Source organism: Treponema sp. OMZ 855 (assembly GCF_024181145.1).
Classification (GTDB): Bacteria; Spirochaetota; Spirochaetia; order Treponematales; family Treponemataceae; genus Treponema.
The window spans coordinates 2,415,001-2,438,994 of sequence record NZ_CP051194.1; the positions used below are offsets into that span (position 1 = coordinate 2,415,001).

Genomic DNA, 23,994 nt, shown 5'->3' on the forward strand with positions numbered 1-23,994 from the left:
TTTCACTCCCCTCACCGGGGTTCTTTTCATCTTTCCCTCACGGTACTTGTCCGCTATCGGTAGCCAACTCGTATTTAGCCTTGGATCGTGGTCGACCCGGATTCCGACAGGATTTCTCGTGTCCCGCCGTACTCAGGTACTGCACCGGCAAGATGAATGCATTTCGTATACGGGGATTTCACCCTCTCTGTCAGGCTTTCCCAAAACCTTTCTACTATACATTCACTTTATCACTTGCTGTACGTAAGCCCGTGCAGCCCTACAACCCCCGTTTAACGGGTTTGGGCTCTTCCAATTTCGCTCGCCACTACTTTCGGAATCTCTTTTGATGTCTTTTCCTTGAGTTACTTAGATGGTTCAGTTCACTCAGTATCGCTTTACCTCTCTATTTTATTCAAGAGCGTAATGATAGAATCTCTCCTATCGGGTTACCCCATTCGGCAATCTCCGGATCAAAGGATATGTGCTCCTCCCCGAAGCTTTTCGCAGCTTATCACGGCCTTCTTCGCCGGTTGGCTCCAAGACATCCACCATAAACCTATTCTTCGCTTGACCATATTATGTTCTCTTCTTAAAACAATCGTCTATTCGACAACCGTCAAGAACTTTTCTCTTCACCTTATTTTCTCCTACTCTCCAGTTAATCACTTTTCTAACAAAGCAACTCACCTTTAAGTAGTCTTTCTTTCCCTTCCCTAGCTTTTCAAAGATCTCTTCATACAGTAAAATTATTTATACTGTACGATTTTTGGAGATAAGGGGATTCGAACCCCTGACCTACGGCTTGCAAAGCCGCCGCTCTAGCCAGCTGAGCTATATCCCCTTACTACAAACCAATAATATAAAAAAAGAGAGGGAAAGAAGAGGAGATAAGCGGAAGCTTTGTGTACAACCAACAAAGCATTTAGTATTATACCTTTCTCTAAGAAAGGAGGTGATCCAGCCGCACCTTCCGGTACGGCTACCTTGTTACGACTTCACCCTCCTTACCAAGCGTACCTTCGGCACCGTCCTCCTTTGCAGGTTAGACAAGCGACTTCGGGTACCCCCAACTCGGATGGTGTGACGGGCGGTGTGTACAAGGCCCGGGAACGTATTCACCGCGCCGTGCTGATGCGCGATTACTAGCGATTCCAACTTCATGAAGTCGAGTTTCAGACTTCAATCCGAACTACGATTGCTTTTTTGCGGTTTGCTCCACCTTACGGTCTCGCTTCGCTTTGTAGCAACCATTGTAGCACGTGTGTAGCCCTGGACATAAGGGCCATGATGACTTGACGTCATCCCCACCTTCCTCCGATTTGTCATCGGCAGTTCCGCCAGAGTCCTCAAGCTTTACCTGTTAGTAACTGGCAGTAGGGGTTGCGCTCGTTGCGGGACTTAACCCAACACCTCACGGCACGAGCTGACGACAGCCATGCAGCACCTGTCTAGCAGGGTATTGCTACCCGGCCTTATCTCTAAGACCTTCTACTAGATGTCAAACCCAGGTAAGGTTCCTCGCGTACCATCGAATTAAACCACATGCTCCACCGCTTGTGCGGGCCCCCGTCAATTCCTTTGAGTTTCACCCTTGCGGGCATACTCCCCAGGCGGTACACTTATCGCGTTTGCTTTGGCACTGAAGCTCTTGCCCCAACACCTAGTGTACATCGTTTACAGTGTGGACTACCAGGGTATCTAATCCTGTTCGATCCCCACACTTTCGCATCTCAGCGTCAATTATCGGCCAGAAACCCGCCTTCGCCACCGGTGTTCTTCCAAATATCTACAGATTCCACCCCTACACTTGGAATTCCAGTTTCCCTTCCGTAATTCAAGTTGTGCAGTACCCAATGCTATTCTGGGGTTAAGCCCCAGGATTTCACACCAGGCTTACACAACCGCCTACATGCCCTTTACGCCCAATAATTCCGAACAACGCTCGCCCCTTACGTGTTACCGCGGCTGCTGGCACGTAATTAGCCGGGGCTTATTCGTCGATTACCGTCATCAGATGAGCATTCCCTCTCACCCTTATTCTTCATCAACAAAAGGATTTTACAACTTTTCAGCCTTCTTCATCCACGCGGCGTCGCTCCGTCAGACTTCCGTCCATTGCGGAATATTCTTAGCTGCTGCCTCCCGTAGGAGTTTGGGCCGTATCTCAGTCCCAATGTGTCCGATCACCCTCTCAGGCCGGATACCCATCGTCGCCTTGGTGGGCCTTTACCTCACCAACTAGCTAATGGGACGCAAGCTCATCCTCAAGCGAAGCCGTAGCTTCCTTTCCTCAACATCTCTTGTGAAATGCCGAGTGTATTCGGTATTACCTGCTATTTCTAGCAGCTATCCCCATCTTAAGGGTAGATTACCCACGTGTTCCTCACCAGTCCGCCACTCTAGGAGAGAAGCAAGCTTCTCTCTTGCCGTTCGACTTGCATGCTTAAGACGCGCCGCCAGCGTTCGTTCTGAGCCAGGATCAAACTCTCCATTATTTTATTTCAAACACCCCGAAGGGCGTCTGATATTCATAATTTTGAAAGCAAGTCCCGTTTCTTTTATTTTAGGAACGTTGACCTTTAAGAGAAAGAAAATAATAATGCAAAGCAATTATTCATCACCCCGCACACTCTCTTTCTCTTGATTCTTTGTTCTACGCTTATTTCCTTACCAAAGATTTTGCTCTTTGGCTTTTTCTTCTTTCCCTTCCCTTTAATTTCAAAGACCAGTTTGCTTAATCGGAACCCTGCTTTAGAGCGCCGCAAGCGAAAAAGAATGTATCACAAAACACTCAGTCTTGTCAAGCACCTTTTTCTTTTTTTTATTTATTTTTTAGCTGTAATTGAGCCAAAAAAAACACAAAAGAATAACAACATTTCAGCAGGCACGCAAAGCCATGCCGTATAGACACACAACCGACATACCAAGCCGCATGCCGTCTTGGGAAAAACTCCTACATGAATTATTTACTAATAACTAATATATATAGAAGAAATTGATAAATCTAAACGTTTTTATTCTTTGCTGCTCCTCACCCACCTCCCGGCAGGGATTAAATGCAACGGCAGCGATACTAGCACAAATCACTTCTTCCTGTCAAGCATCTTTTCTTTATTTTTTGCTTTCATATTTATTTATAATTCTCAACTTGTTAAAAAGACAACACTGCACGCATAGGACTTTAACATGGCTCTAAAAAAACAATAGTTTGACAAGTCTATATACAAAAAGGATTAAAATCTATGGAGAATAGGGGATTCGAACCCCTGACCTATTGATTGCGAACCAATCGCTCTACCAACTGAGCTAATTCCCCAAAAACGGTATGAGTATATAGTTTTTAGATAAATTGGGCAAGTGCTTTTTAAGAGAATGTTTTAGATGCGAGCCAAGATATAAAAATACAAAACAAAATCCTTGACTTTTCCGACAAAGTCCCGTACACTAAATATATGAACTTGAAAACCGTTTTGACACCTGAAACTGTCAATCTCCATTTAAAAGGAACCTCTAAAGAGGAAATTATTGATGAATTACTTGACATGCTTGTTCAGGCAGGAAAAGTAAAAGATAAAGCCGTTGCCCGAGCCTGCGTGTTAGATCGTGAACGAAAAATGTCTACGGGAATGAAGCATGGTATTGCAATCCCGCACGGAAAAACCGATTCGGTTAGCGATCTTGTTGCCTGTATTGGTATTTCGGATCATCCGGTCGATTTTGATTCGCTGGATCAAGAGCCATGCCGTATTTTTATTATGACACTTTCCCCGATTGACAAAACAGGACCGCACTTGCAATTCTTGGCAGAAGTCAGTCTGCTGTTCAAGAGTGCTGAAAAACGGCAAGAAATACTGAATGCAACTGACAAGTCCGATATTATCCGTATTTTAACCGAATAGTGTACACGACTGGAGCAAATGCACTTAAACTAACAAAGCATGAGGAGGTTTTATGCTTGTAAATGTATTAACAGCAGGAGACGATGTAAGTGAAAAACTAAAGACATACTGCAATGGGCTGCCTGATGTCGATAAGAAGGTTATGGATGCTGCATCTGATGAAGGAAAAAGCTTTATGGGCGCACATGGCGTATCTGCAGCTCCGATGGTTGTCGTACTTGATGAAGACGGGAAGGATTTGTTAAAGACTACCGATATGAACGAACTTGAAAAGTTCTTTTCTTAATTTTCTGCAAACTTAATTTAAAAACCTCTCGGAAACATTATTCCGAGAGGTTTTCTTTTCATATATGGCTATATTTTTCTCTGCTTTACAAGCAAAAGAGCCGCCCCGTATTTAAAGATTTTTATACATATTCCACGTTGATTCAATCAAAATTTTTACATCAGAATACTGAGGATTCCAGCCTATCGTTTCGCGGGCATGCTGAGATGTTGCATAAAGCTCGGCAGGGTCTCCGGCACGGCGGCCGACAAAGCGCGCAGGTATCGCCTTTCCGGTAATAGTGCGGGCGGCGGTAAGCATTTCGCTGACGGTAATTCCAACTTCGCTGCCGAGATTTACGATAAGACTACTGTTTTTCTTATCGATATAATGCAGCGCATCGGTATGAGCTTTCGCAAGGTCGCTGACATGGACATAGTCACGGATACAGGTACCGTCGCGTGTAGGATAATCATTTCCAAAAATCTGAAGTTCCTTCCGCATACCGGCAGCGACCTCCATAATAATCGGCAGGAGGTTCTGCGGATTTCGCTCAACCCCCTTAACAGCCCCCTTCGGATCGTAGCCCGCTGCATTAAAATACCGCAGCGATGCAAATTTGAGTCCTTTTAACCGGTCGTACCATTGCAAAAATTCTTCGGTTTTAAGCTTGGTAAACCCATAATAGCTTTCGGGATTCTTCGGGTGCTTTTCGTCAATCGGCAGATATTCAGGGGAACCGTAAACGGCTGCCGAGGACGAAAAGACAAAACGGAGACACCCGTGTTTAACCGCCGCATTTAAAATATTCATCGTCGCCGAAATATTATTAATAGAATATTTTTCAGGGGCAGCCATCGACTCCCCTACTGCCTTAAATGCAGCAAGATACACAGTCCCGTCAAAACCGCGGGCAAAAGCCGCGTCAATGTCATCACTGTGGCGAGTATCGCCTGCAATAAACTCCGTACCCGGAAAAATATTGCACAATTGTCCCGTCGATAAATTGTCGAATACCGTAACCGAATGACCGGCTTCGAGCATTGCTTTTACTACATGACTGCCGATATACCCAGCCCCGCCGATAACTAATACACGCATAGTAAACCTCTCATAAACCTCTTTTTCAGCATTGCCGAATCATCAAACCGTTAAATTTAATCGGTCAGTTCGGTATGCCGTAATGAGGCGATATTCCGTAATCGTTTTATCAATTCTTTATTCTTGCTCAAAGCTTCTATGGGAAGCGGTAATCGATATGTCCAGTTTGACTTGCTGACAGTACCCGGTACGTTAATCCGCTCCTCACGCGCCTTACTTTCCGGCAATTCGTCGATTATGACTCCCAACCAATCTTGTATAGGAAAGACGGCAAACACTGAGGGAACTTTAACAAAGGCGCTCAATAACGCCACAGCTAAGTCCGCCGTGTAGACAGGTTTTTCCCCTTCAATAGGACAAAGCGCTTTCCGCATCTTACCGTCAATATGCAATGCGTCAAAGAACGAAAGCATATCAGCATAAGACAATTCTTGCTCCCACCATTCCCGCAGTGTGGAAGAATCGTGCACGGAAGTTACCGCAACCGCTGCTTTCGGATAATCTTGCAGCGGGATAAAAGGTGCTCCATTTTTTTTCCATTCACGTTCCCAGCGAAATACCCGCAAGCTCAAGATATGCAATTTTTCAAGAACCTCCGGCAACGCGGCAGGTTTCGCACCCAAATCTTCAGCACAAGGCTGCATATCAACAGAACCGCACAATTCCGACAAAATATCTCCTGCCTGCGCAGCCCACAGTTGATTCTGCAGCGCCTCTTTTTCATCCAGCAATAATGAAAATAACCGCTGTTCATCATCGGACAACGTTCTCCACGCGGTGCTGTTCCGGTACAGATATGCCGCAGTATACACGGCAGCGCCATGTAAATCTTTTCCGGCTTTTACCAACATACGGTCAGCCCATTTTTGCCTCAAAGCTGTTTCTGCTTTTGGAGGAAGGCCACACCGATGAATATCTGCCTCGCTTTGTATTTCTGCTTTAAAAAGCCATAGCTCCTCAGAACCGATTCTATCCGCAACTTTACGCAACAGACCGTGCGAATACAGATAGTCGCCGTTGACTGCATCTTGAACGATATCCGTATTGATATGCGGCTCTGCCATCCAGCGGATACGGCTTTCCGAAAAGCCAGCCTTTTTCAAATCCTCTATCGTTATTTCCGCATAAGGAATAGGCTTACCTAAAAGCCCTGTCGTTTCACCTTCGGTGATAGCCCAAATTCTAAAAAAGCCTAAGATATGATCAAGCCGGTACGCATGGTAATACTGCGATGCATGGCGAAGCCGTTCTTTCCACCAACGGTAGCCGGTTGCTTTCAAATTTACCCAGTTGTAAATGGGGAACCCCCAATTTTGTCCCGTAGGATTATCCCCATCAGGAGGACTGCCGGCACGAAGATCACTGCGGAAATATTCGGGGTGCGCCCACACCTCTACCGAATCCTCGTTCATCAAAATCGGGATATCGCCTTTTACCGAAATCCCGTTATCGGCACAATAGGTAACGGCTTTTAACAGTTGCTTATGCAGATGCATTTGTACCCATGCATAGAACAGATGCTCCCGCTTCAAAACAGGATCGTTCCATGCAGCAGTGATTTTTGCCGTTGAAGGAGAACGCATACCGGCACATTCTTTCCAATCCTTCCACGAAGCATAATAGTTTTGCCGCTTAATATTCTTAAACACCGCGTATTCGATTATCCACGGATTTGTTTTTATCCATTCCGCAAGCTCACCGGTCTGAGAATCCGCAATAATCTGTGATTCAGCCTTATTAAATACGGCGTGCAGCAGTACATTCTTTTCATGAAGTATATCCCGGTACCGAAAATGCTCCGCTGGAGTGTGCGGGTCAAAAGCAGTGCATATTTTTTTAATCTCAGCCTTGAAGCTATGTGCTTCCGGTATATCATCCAAGCAGATGTAGAGCGGATGCAATGCAAAAGCCGAAAGAGCATTATATGGGGAACTGTCGGTGCCTGTATCATTGACGGGTAAAAGTTGAATAATGCGCAGCCCTACTTTTTTGCAAAAGTCTGCAAAAGGAATGAGGTCGGAAAATTCGCCGACGCCGCAACTTTTTTGACTGTACAAAGCGGAAACCGGTACGGCAGTTCCGCATAAAGCCTGATTAAGCGGTGAACATTTCATCTCAATCCTCCTAGTCAACTGAGGCTATCATAGACCAAAAACGTAAAGTTAGATAGAGGGGAATAGCAATCAATACAATTAATATCATTTCATTTGACAAAACGACGTATGCGTATTACCGTATATAATGAAGCTTTTAAAATTTACCATCTTTTTAGAGGCTTCCCATAAAGTGATCCATAAGGAAAAATATATGAAAAACGTACCCGCAGAAACCTTACAGCAAAATATAAAGTATTTGGATTTACTCTCCCGCTTGTTCCCCAATGTTACCGCCGCAGTTGAAGAAGTGGTCAACTTGAAAGCTATTCTTAATTTGCCGAAAGGAACCGAGCATTTTTTGACGGATATTCACGGAGAAGCGGAAGCGTTTAATCATGTGATGCAAAATGCTTCGGGCGCTATCCGGCGGAAAGTGTCTGAAGAACTCAGCTCAACGGTCAGTACCAACGATCTGGAAGAATTAACTACGCTCATCTACTATCCCAAAGAAAAACTCGAACTGATCAAAGCGGAAAAAAAGGCCAATATTACAAACTGGTACGAATTAACCATTTACCGGCTGGTACGGGTGGCGAGGGCAACAGCATCAAAGTATACGCGGTCAAAGGTGAGGAAACTGCTGCCGAAGAGTTTTGCCTACATAATGGAAGAGCTGCTGCAGGAAGATGAACACCGCTTTAACAAAAAAGACTATTACAGCGAAATTATCAAAAGCCTCGTAGAATACGGACGCGCGGATTTGTTCATCATCGAACTGTCCGAAGTGATAAAAAAATGCACGATCGACCACCTGCATATTATCGGCGATATTTTTGACCGCGGCCCGTCCCCGCATAAGGTGATGGATACGCTGATGGCGCAGAACAGTCTTGATATCCAGTGGGGCAACCACGATATCCTCTGGATGGGGGCTGCTGCGGGATGCCGTGCGTGTGTTGCAACAGCGATACGGATTGCGCTCCGCTATTCCAACATCGATTCCATTGAGGACGGATACGGAATTAGCCTCTTGCCGCTGGTGAGTTTTGCCCAGCACGTGTATAAAGATGATCCATGTATACGGTTTATGCCGAAAGTAAACGAGAAAAAGCCCTTCGATGTCGATGCGGAACTGCTGGCAAAAATGCATAAGGCAATCAGCATCATACAATTCAAACTTGAAGAAAACATCATCGAGCAGCATCCATCGTATAATATGGAACACCGGAAACTTTTGCGGACTCTTAATCCTGCGGCAGGCACCATCGAAATTGAAGGGAAGACCTATCCCCTGAACGACACCTCGTTCCCGACCATAGATCCCGCACATCAAACAGCGCTCACCGATGAAGAACAGTACCTCATCGATACGCTCACCAATACATTTGTCGGAAGTGAAAAACTCAAGCAGCATGTGCGGTTTTTGTATGCAAAGGGGAGTATGTACCGGCGCTACAACAACAATCTGCTCTTTCATGCCTGCCTGTTGCTAAACGAGGACGGCAGCTTTAAGGAGAAAGAGATAGACGGCGCCGTATATTACGGCAAAAGCCTGATGGATAAATACGACCAGATGGCGCGAGAAGCCTATTTCTCCGGACAGAATGCGGATTTTCTCTGGTTCTTATGGTGCAATCAGGATTCAACGCTGTTCGGTAAGACGAAGATGACGACCTTTGAACGCTACTTTATCGATGATAAGGCAACGCATAAGGAGCCGTCCTCGCCGTATTATAAGCTGATGGAACGGGATGACGGTACGCTTGCCGCACGGATACTCAAGGAGTTCGGATTAAGCGGCAATGCGCACATTGTGAATGGGCACACGCCGGTCAAGGTTGCGAAAGGGGAAAGCCCGATTAAAGCGGGCGGCAAGCTCTTGGTTATTGACGGCGGATTTTCCAAAGCCTACCAAAAGACTACCGGCATTGCAGGCTACACGCTGACATATAACTCTTATGGAATGACGCTGATAAGCCACCATCCGTTTGAGTCCGTTGACAAAGTTTTACGCGAAGGCTTCGACATCGAATCAACCAAAGAGGTGATTGAGACCTTAGTTGAACGAAAGCGGGTTGCAGATACCGACACCGGCGCTGACATGAAGGAAAAAATCCAAAACTTGGAAATGCTGATCAGCGCCTACAACAAGGGTATTTTAAAACAGCAAGATTAACACCGCGAGTATTTTTCCGTATACCGATGAGCAACAGCCGGTTCCGGTTCGTAGTACCGTTTGATGCGGATAAGCCGCTGTGCGATAGCGGCAAGGTTGTCTCCCCTGCCGAGACCGAAGAGACCCAGCGCCGCATCACCGATCAATTCTCCGTCGGCAAAAGCGGGGAGTGCAAAAGTTCTGCCGGTCATATCGGCCTTCATTTGGCACCAGATAGCATTATGCGCCTGCCCGCCGGATAACGTATAGACGGGATGAAAGCAGGAAGCCTGTTCCAGTAAATCACAGCCGTGCCGAATACGGAAAGCAAGCGCCTCTACAAAGGCACGCCCTTGTCCCGCAAAGGTCGCAGGATATGCACCGAAAGCAACGAGCGGCTCTTCCGCAATCCGTTCCATTGCGGCGATATAATCATTACCCAAAAAACCGTGGGACACCAGAAACGAGGAAAACGCTGCACCGGAAGATGGAATAACGGATGACAGATTCCACAAATCGGGCATAACCGACGGCAACAGCAGCGTTTTTTCGGCACGGCGCGGCTGTGAGATACAGACGTTAATGCCTTCGCTTGAACCGGCACGGTCGCAAGCCGTACCAGCCGTCAGTGTTCCCGTCCCGATAAGCGCCGCGATAAAATCAGGTACCCCTGCAATAACCGGAATACCGCAAAAGCGACCGATTACCGTACCGGCGGCTGTGAAAGGCGGCAGCAAACCGGCAAGCCTTTCCGTATCGATATGCAGCGCTTCCGAAAACCGGAAAAGCTCTTCTTTGCTCCAATACGCCGCCTCGTAACGCGGATCAGGGAGGCTGGTTACCGCCGTGCCGGTTAAAAGGTAGGAAACATATTCCGGCCCGGAGAAAAGCAGGGCAGTGCCGGCGAATATATCGGGATATTTTACACGGAAGGCCGCAATCCGCGGCAAAAAAAGGGATAGCCCCGCCGCTGGGATAGATGCAGTTCCCTTTTGCGGCTCCGGTACGGTAGCCCCCCGCTGCCCCGATACGGTAAGCCCTTGCGGTACCGGTTCATTCCATAAAAACAGGGTATCGTTTTTAGCCGCGTCAATAATACCGTTAACATCATCGGGGAAAACAGCTGAGGATAAAGATGCGGCGGACAAAGGTGTAGCGGCGTTGATATGTATCTTGGGTACGCGTCCGGGAGAGTTTATGCTTGCTTCCGGCATACGGCGGTTTTGAGGTACGGCAACAAGCGAAGGACCATTTCCGGAAACACAAATAGCTTCTATCACATACTCAGCGGGTAAGGTATGCCATGCAGCAAAAAAGGCCTGTACCCAGTCTACCGCCTGAACAGGTTGAGGGAACAACAAGCGTATAAACTTGAGTACTGTTCCGTCCTCGGTAATAAACGCCGCCTTTAGCGACGACGTGCCGATATCGGCACAGAAAATGCCGTGATGCATGAACCTATTGAACGCCGCCGGAGAAAGATTCGTCGTTTGCAAGTATTTGGTTTATATCGCTGTCAACAACTTCCGAACGAGTATGCACAGAGGCAAAGCGAGTACTATACCAATCAACCCGCCGAGTAAGGAACATCAACAGTGCAACAACACAGAAAATACCGATACTGCCGATAAGCAGTGCATAATCTTCCGATTGCAATATGCCGAACAATAAAAAATAGGATACGGCTTGCACCGCCGTTAACAAGACACCCCAACGGATTTGCTTAAAAATTGCCGCAGTATAAAATCCGACAACGGCACACACCCCTGCCGTCGCAATCAAATAGCTGAGATTAAACGAAACGTGTTCGGAAAAAGACAATAACAGCAAGTAAAATAAAACGTCAGCAATCCCGATAAGAAAATACTGGATGGGATGAATCCGCGCTGCGCTCCATAATTCACATACAAATATCGCTAGAAACGGGACCGCCAAAAAAAGCAGTGCATAAGTAATACAGCGCTTTACTTGCGAATAATGGTTAACGGGAGTAATAAAACCGATTTTTACCGTTTCGGGTGAACTGCGGAGGCTTGAAGAAGCTTTCGCCGCATAACCGTCATATTCATCATACACATCCGTATCTTTGGATATACTGAAATCCTGTGCTTTCCAGCTGCGGGGGAACACCGTACTTAAACCGGAAATACGCCAGTCGGCGGAAAAGCCCGAATTGTCGAGTGTACGATTTTTTGGCAGCCATCCCCCCGCAAAGCTGGGAGCAGACCATGTTGACTGTACGGCGAAACTGTTGTCCGCAGCAAGCGGTACGATACAAAGGCTTTTACCCCCTTGTATGGAAACAGAACCTTCTATCGCAAAACCGGAACGCACAATATCTTCCGGCACCATGTAATACACGGCATTGCGGAACGGAGATGCCCCGGTAGGAGCCGTCAACGCTTCGAGCAGCGGTTTACCGTTCCCGTAAAGCGCAGGATAGGCAGTTAATGTCTTTTTATCTTTTATTCCAAGGATAAGTACCGCATCTTTATAGCGGATGTTTTTTTCCGCGATATTGAATTGGCGGAATTGAAAACCTGAGAATGAGGCGGTTACTGCAAGATCGCCGTTAAAAACAGGGACGGTAAATATCCCCCGCGAAAGTCGATAAGGATTAATCTGCGTTACCAGATTATATGTTTCCGGAACCGTGAGAATATAATCTGTTTTTTTTCCCTTTTGAACAACCTTTCCGGAAGAATCCGTATATTCGATAAATTCGTCATACGGCACAGCAAGCACGAGTCCCTCAATAACAGGCTCGCCACCGGCCGGTTCCATAATAGACGCTTCGGCAGTCCGCCGGTACCCTTCCCGATCGTTGACAAGTGAACGGATAAACGCGAGAGGGATAAGCAGTATCAGCATCATAATAAAAATAATAACGGGCTTTATCCATGCCGCCTGATGAGAAAATAACGATCTCTTGGGCATAACAGCACTCATCTCTGCTGATTGTTTTACATCCATATCAACCCCGATTTTGCTTAATCTTGTTTGTTATCCGTTTTACTCTGTGCATTCGGATCTGCTGCGTGCAGCATCCGTTCGATAATATCTCTATTATCCAATAAACCGCTCAAAGACTGATTATGATGCAGCCGCGAAATAGCCTGCGCAAATAATCTTGAAACGTCAGTTGAAATATACCATTCCTTCTTGAGCAACTCTTCGTGGTATACTGCATTGGTACCGATGATGCGATAAAAATGTCCTTTTTTATATGCTTCATCAAAAAGCTGAATTGCATCGCCGGTAAAAAACGGCAGACTCACAGCGGCAATAACTTTTTTTGCCCCCTTGCTTTTCAGGAATTCCATTGCCTTTAACAGGGTTCCGCCTGTACCGAGCATATCATCGGCAAGGAAAGCGGTTTTACCGTTTACATCACCTAATAAATTGATATTGACAATATTGGATTGCTTTGCATTCTGCGTAACGACGGAATAATCGCGCTCTTTGTAAATCATCGCGAGCGGTTTTTTTAGGCCGCTGGAATAGAATTTATTCCGGTCTACCGCCCCGCTATCCGGAGCAACAATAACAAACTCGGCATTGGGATCGGCAAGGTTTTCAATTTTTATCAGCTCGCGAATAATCTGATAACTTGCGTGGAGATTTTCGATACGGGCAGTATGAAAGGCATTTTCAATCTCGCGGGAATGGATATCCAACGTAATAATTTGGTCAACACCGAGCGTTTCGTAAAAATGCCCCAACATACTGGCAGTTAATCCTTCGCGCCCCTTCTTTTTATGCTGGCGGCTATACGGATACACAGGAACTACAAGCGTAATATGTGCAGCTCCGGCATACCGAACAGCATCGATACTAACCATCATCGACATAAGGTGATCATTCACCGAAAAAACATGCTGATTTTTACCTTCATTCACCCAGAGCGGATAATGATTTTCTACGTCCTGAAAAATAAAGACGTTCTTTCCGCGGATACATTCCAGTATTTCCGTTTTAAATTCGCCGTTCATAAAATAGGTAAAACGGGCATTCACTTTAAATCGAGGAATACGGATTTTTTCAATCTCGTTATTTTCATGTAAACCGGAAGAAATAAGATCGTTATAAAAATTGAGGTCTCGGATAAGGTTTTCTTTTTGTAAATTATACCGTTTTATTAACTTATCTATTTTTCTATTAAATTTTTCTATATAAATATGCTTTAAATGTTGTATTACCGCATCGGCAAAGTGCTCGCCGCCCGGACACGCCAGAATTGCCAAATTCGCAGACCCGGAGTATATCATACCCGCCCCCTCATGTCGGAATAAATTTGAGCAATAGTTTACATATTTTTAAAAAAAATTCAATCGGTATCGGGCAATGCTTAGAAACCGAAACCAATACCAAGCTTTATCCCCAGACCGGACAGCGTTGTAAATACCCGCTTGAAATCCTGCGAGGCAACGGATGCAGCAAGGTTAAACGTAAACCAGCGCGAATCTATAAAAAGACAAAACTCATGCTTCCACATCCGTTCGACATATCGGCTATCCAAATATACGCCGAGAACCTTTGCAAAACGGCTTTCAATTTTAAGCCCTCCGTCTACATAATACGGATTTGCATTAAGAATCGGAAAAGCAAGGAACGGCGATAGAATCAAGTAATCATTTTGGAACGGCTTAAAATCGGCACCGATACTTACCTTACACGGGCGCATAATTTTCTTTTCAGCCAAGGTACCGGAAAAGCTCGTCGTTGTAGTTTGGTTGAAAAAGGAAGTACCCCCACTCGTAATACCGTCTAAAAGGTTAGTCACAGAACCGTCATAGTTAAATGCAGCCTGCATACCTTTCGTCGTTACGATCGGCATAATCGGTAAGTAGTCGATACCGCCCGTAATCGCAACCCAACCTGTTGGACGGAATACACCGGTTAAACTTAAATCAACACCGCCGTTTTTTAAAACCTCAAGTATAGAAAAATTTCTATTGGCTAAATAATCCGGTAGATACCCATAAATATTTGCAGTACCTTGAGCTTTCAGTGTAATACCATCAACCACACCGCCTGTTATATGCGGAGACAGACTATATGTTCCTCTGGGATTTTCCATATATGCGACAGGTGCAAAATATGCAACCCGTGCTGAAAAACCGTAAGTCGGATTATTAAACTGATACATTAGTCCGGCATCAGCGAACACATTGATCTTTGCATTCAAAGTACCATTAATTGTCTGACCGGTTGCAATCGCCGTGTTACCCTTAGCCGCAAGATCAAGCAAACTCTTCGGCAAATTTCCCCATACGTCCCCATTAGCGGTAATAGAAAACTTTACCGTATGTTTTTCCAATACAGTAAACCGGAAAAATGTGTCAACATCCAAAAGAGCACCTACATGTATGCCCGATTTCATCGTATCTTCTGAAAGTTGATTAAGGTCGATAACCAATTCAGGCCGAAAAAAATCCAACGCAGAGACCATATTATTAGCAGCGGTAGCCGAAACAACAAATCCCGTATGCAAAGAGAACGGGCGGGCATTCTTCGTCCGCTGTGTCGGTTCATTCATTTCAACCGACTGTGATACATCTTTCTGCTCTTGAGCTTTATTGTTCTGTTCCGGAGCAATTCCCGTTCCGGTGCCGGAAGATTCATTTTTAGCATTTGCGTTTGGAGCCGGCGAATCCGGGGATTCAGCCACTCCGGCATCCGTATGAGCGGCAGGCTCGGCAGAAACGTTTTCGGCAGCCGCAGGCACTGCGGTACTGCCGTCATCAGCAGCAAAAACGGAAGCGGACGCTTCGCTTTCGGGTAGAGCAGCCGCATTTTCTTGGGCAGACCCTGCCGCTATCTCATCGGTTTTAACACTGCCGGCTGGGGCTGCCTGTTCGGTTACTATTTCAGAATCGGCACTAGCACCTACCGCATCCTGCCCGAACGCTGTAACAAGACCTAGTACGATATATAATACAATAAACCATTTTTTTTTCATTTTACTTTCCTCAGGATCTTCCGGTAATTAGTTCACTTTCATCGAATAATCGATATCCGTTTCGGCTGAAACAGTAATCGATGCACCCAGTTTAAAATCACGCTTCAACGAATATGAGCCTTGCGGTAGTTCCAACACCAAGTCCGGTGAGACGGGATACTTTTTGAGAAGCTTTTTCAATTCTGAAGAAGTGAGCGTTACCGTCTGCTCTCCTGCAGCCGCTGTTATCTCTTTTTCAATAAGTTTGCCGGAACCGTCTTTGAATCGCAATATACATTTAGGGTCAGTACCGCTCAAATCTTTTTTTAAGTTAATACGTACCTGAATTGACCGTAATGAATTTAAAATTTGACCGATTTCGGAAGATTGATCATGAGCACTACGCCTGCCGAACAAATCGGTGCCGGACATATTTATACCGAGCATATCCATCACTGAAAGTGTATGTTTCGTCTCTACTTTAAAACCTACCGGCACATCCAAAACAAGATCAATACTTACCTTTGGCTTTTTATTTTCAGGTTTATCATAATCTTCACGCTTAATAACGATTTCATCCATATTAAGCGTACAGGTAAGTTGCAAATCCTTCGGATAGTCGTTCATAATACCCGCCAAGGTTTTTGTAATACCGGACTCTCCCTGCTTTATAGAAAGCATAGCATCCGGAATAACGCCCGTAAATATTTTATCCGAAGGGAATGTACCGGCAGGAAGTGCTTTCAAGGTAATATTACTCTTGTCTACCAAGACTGCCGGTGTATCAGTCGTCTCTCCCGTCTTAATATACGTTGCCGTTAATTTTACACTCATTTTTGTACTTCCAAGCAGCCCCGAATCGGAGCCCGCATAAAAATACGCAGGGATTTCTTCCAGTTGTATACCTGCTGTTTTCAATTTTGAAGTCAGCTCGGATAAGTCCATCTTTCCCGTCTGTGGGAAAGAAATGTTTTGATCAGCTTTTGCCTTTAAAATAATTTTTTTCCAATCAAAGTTAAACTGAACGGCACCGGAAAATTCTATTTTGCTATCCGTACGTATATTATTCAAGGTAAAGGTGTTATCGTGTTCATTATACCCCGGTAAAAGTACAGCTGTTGTTAAATCAAAATTATCCAGAGTCTCAATATCCAAAACAAAAGCATTTCCGTTATTACCTTTATATTCGTGTTCTTGTTCTCCAGGATTGAATGTTGCTTCCTCTGCGGGACTTATTTGAAAGCATGTTGAAGAAAGCTTAATCTTTATATCATTTCCTGAAGGTAAACCGTTCTTAAGTTTTATTTTGACAGAAGCCGTCTTAAAGTGTATGTTCTTAACCCAACCTTTTATTCCATCCGGAACAGGTTCTGATTGCAGTTTCTTAAAATCGGCTTTATTTTTCATCGTAATTGCAGAAAATTTATCTATGGAAAAATTAAATTTAACAGACAGATGCTCCTGATATGTATAGGTTGCATTATCAAACTTTACTTTAAGCTTAGGTTCATAGGTCAATGTCCGTTGATTATTCAATGTTTTTCCGTCAAGAGAAACGGGAGTGTTTAACGGCTGAAAGCTGGCCGGATTAATCGCGAGTCCACCGGAACCCGCCTGTGTTATTTTGGTTTGTTCTTCTATCGTTATACCCGTCCAATCGGCAGGCATATCCATCGACAGTTTGAATTTCCCCTCTCCGATAGTTGCACTGCGGAAATCTTCCGGCAGCGGAATATCAACCGATCCCGGCGCCGGTGTGATCTCCGGATTAGCAGTTACTCCGGTCGCTCGTACGATCCTTCCATGCAAGGTACGATTAACTGTAAGATTCCCCACGCCCGACACATCTTTTACCGTCAATGTAAGCCTTATGTTCTTGCCTATTATTTTATTATCCAACAGGAACCGTACATTGTATCCTGTTATATCTCCGGGAATGGAATATCCGTTACTTTCCATTTTGGCTTTTGTAATAGTATAAGATCCCGAGTTTGGTGATGTTGAAATTTCCAAATACGATCCGGAACCGAACGTTATTGTTTCGAAACCATGAAACTCAATATTAACAGGCGGAAGAGTATGCTCACCTGAAATTGCGGGCACTGGAACGGACGAAGCCGTATCGGTATTAAACTTTTCCAAAAGTTTTTGGTTAATATCCGCTGCATTTATTTTAAAACTTTTACTTTCATTTACTTTAGGGATGGAAATTTCCGTATCAAACTTTCTTGAAAGAAGATTGGAGTCTCCCGAACCGCCGTTTCCCAGCGGATCCCCATTGAAATACTTGCTTATATCAAGCTCTAAGGTTTGGAGCGGATAATGCACTAAATAACGGAGTTTATCATCCCCTCCGGAAGGCTGATACCGGTACAGACGAATGTTTTTATTGTTCTTTTGCAGCGTTTCTTCAAGTTTTGTGAATACTTCAGCTTCAGTAATACTTTTTTCGCCCAGCGGTACATAAACCGTCGGTTTTGCCTTTATTCTAACGCTTGAAAAAGGCTGTAAACTACAGGCAGCGGTAAAAGCCAAAGCAATAAGTATACTGATACACATAGGATATTTGCTATATTTATGATAAGACATCTTTTCCCCCTTACTTTACAGGCAGGATGCTGCCAAAAATCATGACGGTTTAGAACGATGGTGCTATTTAATAGTTTATAGAATATACCATGTTATCTATGCAAAAACAAGAAGTAGTTTTGATATAAAAAAGGGAGCCGGTAAAAAAGCGGCTCCCTTTTCTGGCTTAGAGGCTATCCAAAAACTTCAATTTTCGGACAGTTTCCTTAGATTTAGATGTTTAATTATTCGTCTTTACCTTTTCTTCCGTAACATAGCTTTTTTCAAAGCCTTCAATTTTTTTGATGCTATTCAGCCAATACTTTGCTTCGGTGTTATTGGTAAAGGGGCCAACTCTTACACGATGCGTTAATCCGGAAGAGGTCTCTTTGGTAAAAATCTCTACCTTCATGTGCTGCGCAGCAAGTTTATCCCGTGCACGTTCGGCGTTAATCCTGCTTGCAAGCGAAGCGGTCTGAACCCAATAGAGGGTTTGAACCTGCGGCGCAGCAGGCTTAGCCGGCGTTTTTGCCTTAGGTTTAACGGTAACCGAAGCGCTTGCTTGCGCGGGCTTTTTTTCTACTGCCGGTTTCGGTTGAGTTTGCACCGCGGCAGCTGTCTGCGGCTGGATGGGGGCTTCTTCTTTTTTTGCAGCGGCAGGTTGTTCTTCCCGCTGTTCCAGCGCAGTATCTATACCGATTTGTGCCGCCAAGTCTTTCGGCAATCCGGAGACATCGGCATCACCTGCCTGTACGGTTAAATCGGAAACGTCAATCCCGTTTGTTTGGCCGTTCTGTCCATCGGTCGAAATGATATTCAAATTATTCAAATTGATAATATTTCCGGCAGCAGCGGGTGCATTTCTATCCAGCCCGGAAACCCTATCGGGGTTGCGTGCCCATGCATCCGGATCCACATTGAGCGCAGTTCCCGATGTTTCATAAGGAATAGTTTCCCCGCCGGCCTGTGCTGTTGCGCTGTTTCGTGACGGTGAATATAAAAATAGTGCAATACCAAAAATAATCAATACGAATAAGCTTACCGAAAGGATGACCCATAAAATTTTCTTTTGTTCCATAGCTGTCCTCAAAAACCCTTTTCGCGCAGTACGCGCTCGATCTTTTTCCGTAAAGACTGCACGGAACGAGCGTTTACCACGCTTACAATATCGGCATTTTGCAAAAGGTATTGAGCAAAGAAATCTTTTTGCTGTAAAAAACGGGCAATCAACCGGCCAAGCGGAATATTATCCCGTTTTTTGCCCCGGATAAGCCTAATAAAAAATGGAGCCTTAATATACAGAATAAACGAGCACTCCGGTGTTAGGGAGGTTTTATGTAGTGTCGGTGCGTTAAGAACAATCGGCCGGTTCGGCTGTTCGATTACAGCTGTGTTAATAAGACTTCGGATACGCGCTTCAATTTTCGGGAGAATAAAAGCCTCATGTTCCGCTAATAAAGCAGAATCCGAGAAAAGCAGAACGCTCAACGCCTTTCTATCCAATGCCCCGTCCTGCGCCCGTAACCGTAGCCCTTGTTTTTCGGCATAAGGAGAAAACCGTGCTATCACCGCATCGCTTTGTTCTTGCAGAACCGTATGTGCAACCTTATCAGCATCGATAACAGCATAGCCTTTTTCTTCAAGGAAATCGGCAACCATGTTTTTCCCCGCACAGGACTGCCCAACCAGTCCGATAAGGTTAGGTGTTTTTTGCATCATTATTGCGCCTGCGGATTTCTCAAGCTGCCGGGAAAAGCTCAAAAGCCGCTCGCTTTTTCGCCATCCCCAACAGAAACTGCATTTCAAGGCCTCTAAAAACCGTAGTTTTTAGAGGCTGCTGTTGACGTATTACTTAATCAGAATAAATTCAACGCGGCGGTTTTTCCACCAGTTATCCCGATCCGAAAGCGATGCAACCGGTTTTGTACCGCCAATACCGACTGACGACAATCTGCCCCGCGCCACACCTTTTTCTATCAGGAATCTACGGACGGCATCAGCGCGGGCACCTGAAAGCGGGATAAGATCTTCTCTTTCTTCCCGTTCGGTTCCGCTCGTATTATTTGCATGCCCTTCGATCTGTACCTTATATTCGGGGAATTTATTCAAAATTTCCGCGATACGGGTTAATACCTTAACGTTCCGATCAACGACATTTTGCTCAAGCTCATTAAAATCGGCAGCATTTTTTCTAAAGATAATAGAAGGAACTGCAATCTTTAATTTATCGCCATCGCGGATAACCAACACATCAATCGGAATATAGCCTTTTATAACGGAGGTTAGTCCGACTTCATCGGTTACGGCAAAGGTATACGGGTAGTCGGTAGCTGATTGTACGGTTTCACCTCGTAACGAACGGCCGTCCCAGATAATTTGCTCGGTTATCTTATTCTTTCCGCCGGTACTCCAGAACAGCTTATTGCCGGTATCTTCCGGTTCGCGGATTTCAAATGACCACTGTTTTAACGGCGTATCCGACTTTGCAGACAAGTTAATAAAAAGCTCATCTTCGTTACCGTCATTGTCCGGACTGAAATACTTGGGCGCCATGGTAACCCCAAGCTCTGGGGCTTTTGTCGAAGAAACAAACGGAGCGGTGCTGACTACCAGCTCATCGCCTTTCGTATACCGGAGAGAAAGCTCTGCAACAAAGGTACCGGATGCAACCCTGCCTGCGTCGGATTTACCGTCCCATTGAATGGAAGAAGTAAGCGTATCGCCCTTTTCCGATGCCCACGTCTTTACCGGCACGGAGGTGCTGTTATCCGCCGGTTTTACTACAACCGACCATGAAGCAAGCCCGTCTTTCAACGTTGTATGAAGGGTTAAATTCTGGGTATCCTTTACTCCGTCACCATTGGGTGAGAATGCGGGTAATTCCGCAGTGATATAGGCCTTCGGAACACGCGAGTCAACCACGATATTGTCAAGCGACTTGATTGTTCTGTTACCGGCCGGGTCTTGTGCAAAAATAGTATAGCGGTATGTCCCATCGGGAACTTTATTTCCCGAAGCATCGGTTCCATCCCATACAAAATCGGCTGCCTGCCCTTCCCAGGTAAAGTTCCGCACTTCCCTATCTCCGGAAGCGGTCAAACTGCCTGTCCAAAGATTTTCTGCAGAAGCTTTTTGTGTTATGGGTAAATTCGGGCGTTTTGCCGCGCTATCAGTCGAGAACGCCAAATAAGGCGCAGAAATCTCCACTTCAGGATGCTTTGTATCGAGGATAATTTCAGGGATCGCCGATTTAGTCGTCTGTCCGTTCGTAAGCGTCACATCGATAGCAGCGGAGTACGAACCGTCTGCACAAAGCCGGCCTTTTGCATCTCCTGCATCTGCGATACCATCCCAGCTGATTGAAGCAGGCGGCATTCCATTTCCTGAAAGTGTTTTTACGGCAACGCCTGTTTTATCGTAAATGCCGAAGATGTAGGAAGCGGCAGCGGTATTCGATCTCAGTTTAGGTGAAAATACGATGGTATCCTGCACGCCGTCTTTGTTGGGAGAAAATGCCAGCATATTTGCAGACAAAATGATATTGGCTTTTTCGGTATTCAGCTCAACCGGAACGGGTACCGAATATCCGGTATTACCGGCATCGTTTTTACCTACTAGGCGATAGGCGTATTTTCCGTCCGCAAGTAAAGCGCCGGTGTTATTCCGTCCGTCCCACGCAAAATTCGCAGCATTATCTTTTGTAATCGCAAAGCTGCGTACCGGCTTACCGGTCATATTTCCCGTATCGTCAAGGGCATAAATTTCGGCAGTCCAAGAATCGCCTGCATTCACTTGCTGAGTAAAGGTAACCGTATCAAGCTTTCCGTCTCCGTCCGGCGAGAAAATATCAGTCGAAGCTTTTACCGTTGCCTTAGGGGCGGTAACATTAAGGGTAAAAACCGGAGAGGTTTCAGCCGGTGCATATCCGTTTATATAACGGGCGGAAAGCTTTGCTTTGTAATCACCTTCCGGTAATACTTTTCCGTTTTTATCCTTCCCGTCAAAGATGATTGCCCCGATACGGCTATCGGTTATCGTGTGTACTGTTGCGCCTTTTGCATTTTGTATATCGATTTTCCATTCCTGCAAGCCGGTCTGTACCGGAATTGTAGGCGACAGTGTAATAGTATCCTTCACGCCGTCCCCATTCGGAGAAAAGGCATTGGTACTAATCGAAATACCGACCGAAGGCTTAATAGTGTCTACAATAATATTGGGAACCGATTGCGATGCGCTGTTTCCTGCACGGTCGGTAGCGGCAATTTTATAGGTGTAAATGCCGTCAGGGACAAATTCCCCTGCATTGTTCTTGCCATCCCAAACAAAGTCGGAGGGAGCAGCTTTTACGGTCTCAGCAGTACGTACAACACGGTTATCGGTGTCGGTAAAGGTTGCCGTCCATTTATCTTCAACGGAACCGCTCTGTTTGATAAGGAACGTATCCTTGTTTCCATCCCCGTCGGGACTGAAAATCAATGCATTTTGACCGGTTGGAGGTGTAACGCTAATCACCGGAGGCGTATTATCGACCACTACGGCGTACCGTTCGCTCTTCGCCGTGTTATTGTTATCGTCCGCGGCGGTAATAGTAAAATAGTAGGTTCCGTCGGGTGCTACCGAACCGGAATCAAGCATACCATCCCAGCGCAGCGTCTCCGGCAGTTCAACTCCGGATTTTGCTTTTGTTAAAAGTTTCCAAAAAGATTTTCCACTCAACTGAGGACGTGCTTCTTTGTTCGTGATTGTACGGACACGTTCCCCTTTTTCGTTCTCAAACGCACACTCCCATGACATCACATAGCGTTCATCAGTTATGGATAACGGAATTTCGAGTACATCCTGTACGCCGTCACTATTGGGAGAAATATATTTAGTTTCAGGGTAATTAACACTGATAACAGGCGCTGCCGTATCATTTTTACCAACCTTCACATTTACCCCTGCACCGATTGCCCAGATATTATTATAGAAAGGTTTAACGGCAACCTGCGGCGTAATGTCGCTTTGTTCCCATGCATTTGCTTCATTCGCATTTTTTGATTTAATTTTGATTGAACAAGCCAAAGCAAATGACGGAATATAGGTTTGCCGGTGATTCAGTGTTTCGACAAGATTGAAATTCCAACCGGTTTTAAAGGTAACCATATCGGCAAACTTCATGTGCAATCCGGCATCAAAAACAAGGTTTTGGAATGTCGGAAAAGATAGATCAAAAGCCATACCAAGCTTAAAGTTTTTCACCGAAATAAAGGTGGTCGCAAAACCGACACGGGGAGTAAACATACCGGTAAAACCGCTCGTATTCGTCATTCCCCTCACACCGCCCCTGTTGGCGTTATACGGTTTACCCATTCCGGTAATCGAAGCGCCGATTTTTGAATCTTTTGCAAATCCGAGATCCCCGAACCGATACAGTACGCCGATGTCAGCCCCGACACCCCAACCGGTACCGAAAATGCCGTATAAACCGACACCGAGTGCCAAGTTATCGGTTAAATCTTTTGAATACGCAAGCCGTATTGAACCGGCGGTACCCCATGGCAGCGACTCAAACGATGAATTTAAAAGATGCACATCGGTTGAGATAACACCCCACCGGGCAGGATATAAGAAATCGATGTTTGCCAAATGTCCTTTCAATCCGAAGTCGTTTGGGGTACTTTTGTTAAACCCGATAACGGCGGCATAGGAAAGGTCGAAAATAATCCGCTGCTCGTACGCAGAAAGGGCAGGGTTGGTTGCCAATTCAGCAGGATTCCCATCCCCGAACGGCCCGCCGGTAGCACTTGCCTGACCGCCCAATAAGTCGGGAGAAAAGAACGTATTGGCAGATTCCCCTCCGATGGGCGGGTTATAAGCAAATAAGAATGTACATGCGCTGAATAATGCGCATAAAGTGAATACAATTCGTTTCACAAAATCCTCCTCAATAGGATACCTTCAAAAGCCTCAACTGTTAGAGATATCCGCATATTGCTTTGTAATAA

At 45.4% G+C, this 23,994-nt stretch carries 13 protein-coding genes, 2 tRNA genes and 2 rRNA genes (1 of these 17 only partly in view); 3 read left to right on the top strand and 14 right to left on the bottom strand.

Annotated elements, in window-relative coordinates:
- From E4N65_RS10995 to E4N65_RS11010, 4 genes are all read right to left on the bottom strand, one after another.
- Nucleotides 1-555: ribosomal RNA gene (locus E4N65_RS10995) — 23S ribosomal RNA — on the bottom strand; it reaches 2,410 nt to the left of the window's first position.
- Nucleotides 556-749: 194 nt separating this feature from the next.
- Nucleotides 750-823 (bottom strand) — tRNA-Ala (locus E4N65_RS11000).
- A gap of 104 nt (nucleotides 824-927) precedes the next feature.
- Nucleotides 928-2,477, bottom strand: a 16S ribosomal RNA gene (locus E4N65_RS11005).
- Together the 16S and 23S rRNA genes with 1 tRNA gene alongside form the textbook arrangement of a ribosomal RNA operon.
- 748 nt (nucleotides 2,478-3,225) lie before the next feature.
- A tRNA-Ala gene (locus E4N65_RS11010) sits at nucleotides 3,226-3,298 on the bottom strand.
- A 136-nt stretch (nucleotides 3,299-3,434) separates the two neighbouring features.
- Between E4N65_RS11010 and E4N65_RS11015 the strand changes: the two genes are divergently transcribed.
- Complete coding sequence (locus E4N65_RS11015) at nucleotides 3,435-3,881, top strand: PTS sugar transporter subunit IIA (RefSeq protein WP_006188512.1); 447 nt, start codon at nucleotides 3,435-3,437, stop codon at nucleotides 3,879-3,881.
- 52 nt (nucleotides 3,882-3,933) lie between these two features.
- On the top strand, nucleotides 3,934-4,167 hold the full coding sequence (locus tag E4N65_RS11020; protein ID WP_253673258.1) for a thioredoxin domain-containing protein: 234 nt from the start codon (nucleotides 3,934-3,936) through the stop codon (nucleotides 4,165-4,167).
- 111 nt (nucleotides 4,168-4,278) lie between these two features.
- On the opposite strand, the gene galE is transcribed toward E4N65_RS11020, so the two are convergent.
- Both galE and E4N65_RS11030 read right to left on the bottom strand, forming a co-directional pair.
- A complete protein-coding gene (gene galE, locus E4N65_RS11025) occupies nucleotides 4,279-5,247 on the bottom strand; it encodes a UDP-glucose 4-epimerase GalE (protein ID WP_253673259.1) in 969 nt (322 codons plus the stop codon).
- Nucleotides 5,248-5,303: 56 nt separating this feature from the next.
- Nucleotides 5,304-7,361 carry a 4-alpha-glucanotransferase gene (locus E4N65_RS11030; RefSeq protein WP_253673260.1) on the bottom strand — a complete coding sequence of 686 codons (2,058 nt, stop codon included), beginning with the start codon at nucleotides 7,359-7,361 and terminating at the stop codon, nucleotides 5,304-5,306.
- 193 nt (nucleotides 7,362-7,554) lie between these two features.
- On the opposite strand from E4N65_RS11030, the gene E4N65_RS11035 reads away from it, so the two are divergent.
- Complete coding sequence (locus E4N65_RS11035; RefSeq protein ID WP_253673262.1) at nucleotides 7,555-9,519, top strand: fructose-1,6-bisphosphatase; 1,965 nt, start codon at nucleotides 7,555-7,557, stop codon at nucleotides 9,517-9,519.
- Here the strand turns inward: E4N65_RS11035 and E4N65_RS11040 are convergent.
- From E4N65_RS11040 to E4N65_RS11075, 8 genes are all read right to left on the bottom strand, one after another.
- Nucleotides 9,516-10,952: a xylulokinase gene (locus tag E4N65_RS11040; RefSeq protein ID WP_253673264.1), complete on the bottom strand. Its 1,437-nt coding sequence runs from the start codon at nucleotides 10,950-10,952 to the stop codon at nucleotides 9,516-9,518. The two genes, E4N65_RS11035 and E4N65_RS11040, sit on opposite strands and share 4 nt — an antisense overlap.
- A 4-nt stretch (nucleotides 10,953-10,956) precedes the next feature.
- Nucleotides 10,957-12,471 carry a cell envelope integrity protein CreD gene (creD, locus tag E4N65_RS11045; RefSeq protein WP_253673266.1) on the bottom strand — a complete coding sequence of 505 codons (1,515 nt, stop codon included), beginning with the start codon at nucleotides 12,469-12,471 and terminating at the stop codon, nucleotides 10,957-10,959.
- A 17-nt stretch (nucleotides 12,472-12,488) separates the two neighbouring features.
- The gene (prs, locus tag E4N65_RS11050; RefSeq protein ID WP_253673268.1) at nucleotides 12,489-13,766 is read right to left on the bottom strand and encodes a ribose-phosphate diphosphokinase; all 1,278 of its coding nucleotides are present in this window, start codon (nucleotides 13,764-13,766) and stop codon (nucleotides 12,489-12,491) included.
- An 80-nt stretch (nucleotides 13,767-13,846) separates the two neighbouring features.
- Entirely contained in the window at nucleotides 13,847-15,460 is a 1,614-nt protein-coding gene (locus E4N65_RS11055) for a hypothetical protein (RefSeq protein WP_253673270.1), read from the bottom strand.
- 27 nt (nucleotides 15,461-15,487) lie between these two features.
- A complete protein-coding gene (locus E4N65_RS11060) occupies nucleotides 15,488-18,028 on the bottom strand; it encodes a hypothetical protein (RefSeq protein ID WP_253673271.1) in 2,541 nt (846 codons plus the stop codon).
- 220 nt (nucleotides 18,029-18,248) lie between these two features.
- Complete coding sequence (locus tag E4N65_RS11065) at nucleotides 18,249-19,085, bottom strand: SPOR domain-containing protein (RefSeq protein ID WP_253673272.1); 837 nt, start codon at nucleotides 19,083-19,085, stop codon at nucleotides 18,249-18,251.
- Between the two features lie 8 nt (nucleotides 19,086-19,093).
- Complete coding sequence (gene coaE, locus E4N65_RS11070) at nucleotides 19,094-19,726, bottom strand: dephospho-CoA kinase (RefSeq protein ID WP_253673273.1); 633 nt, start codon at nucleotides 19,724-19,726, stop codon at nucleotides 19,094-19,096.
- Between the two features lie 129 nt (nucleotides 19,727-19,855).
- Complete coding sequence (locus E4N65_RS11075) at nucleotides 19,856-23,923, bottom strand: FlgD immunoglobulin-like domain containing protein (RefSeq protein WP_253673274.1); 4,068 nt, start codon at nucleotides 23,921-23,923, stop codon at nucleotides 19,856-19,858.
- Between the last annotated feature and the right edge of the window lie 71 nt (nucleotides 23,924-23,994).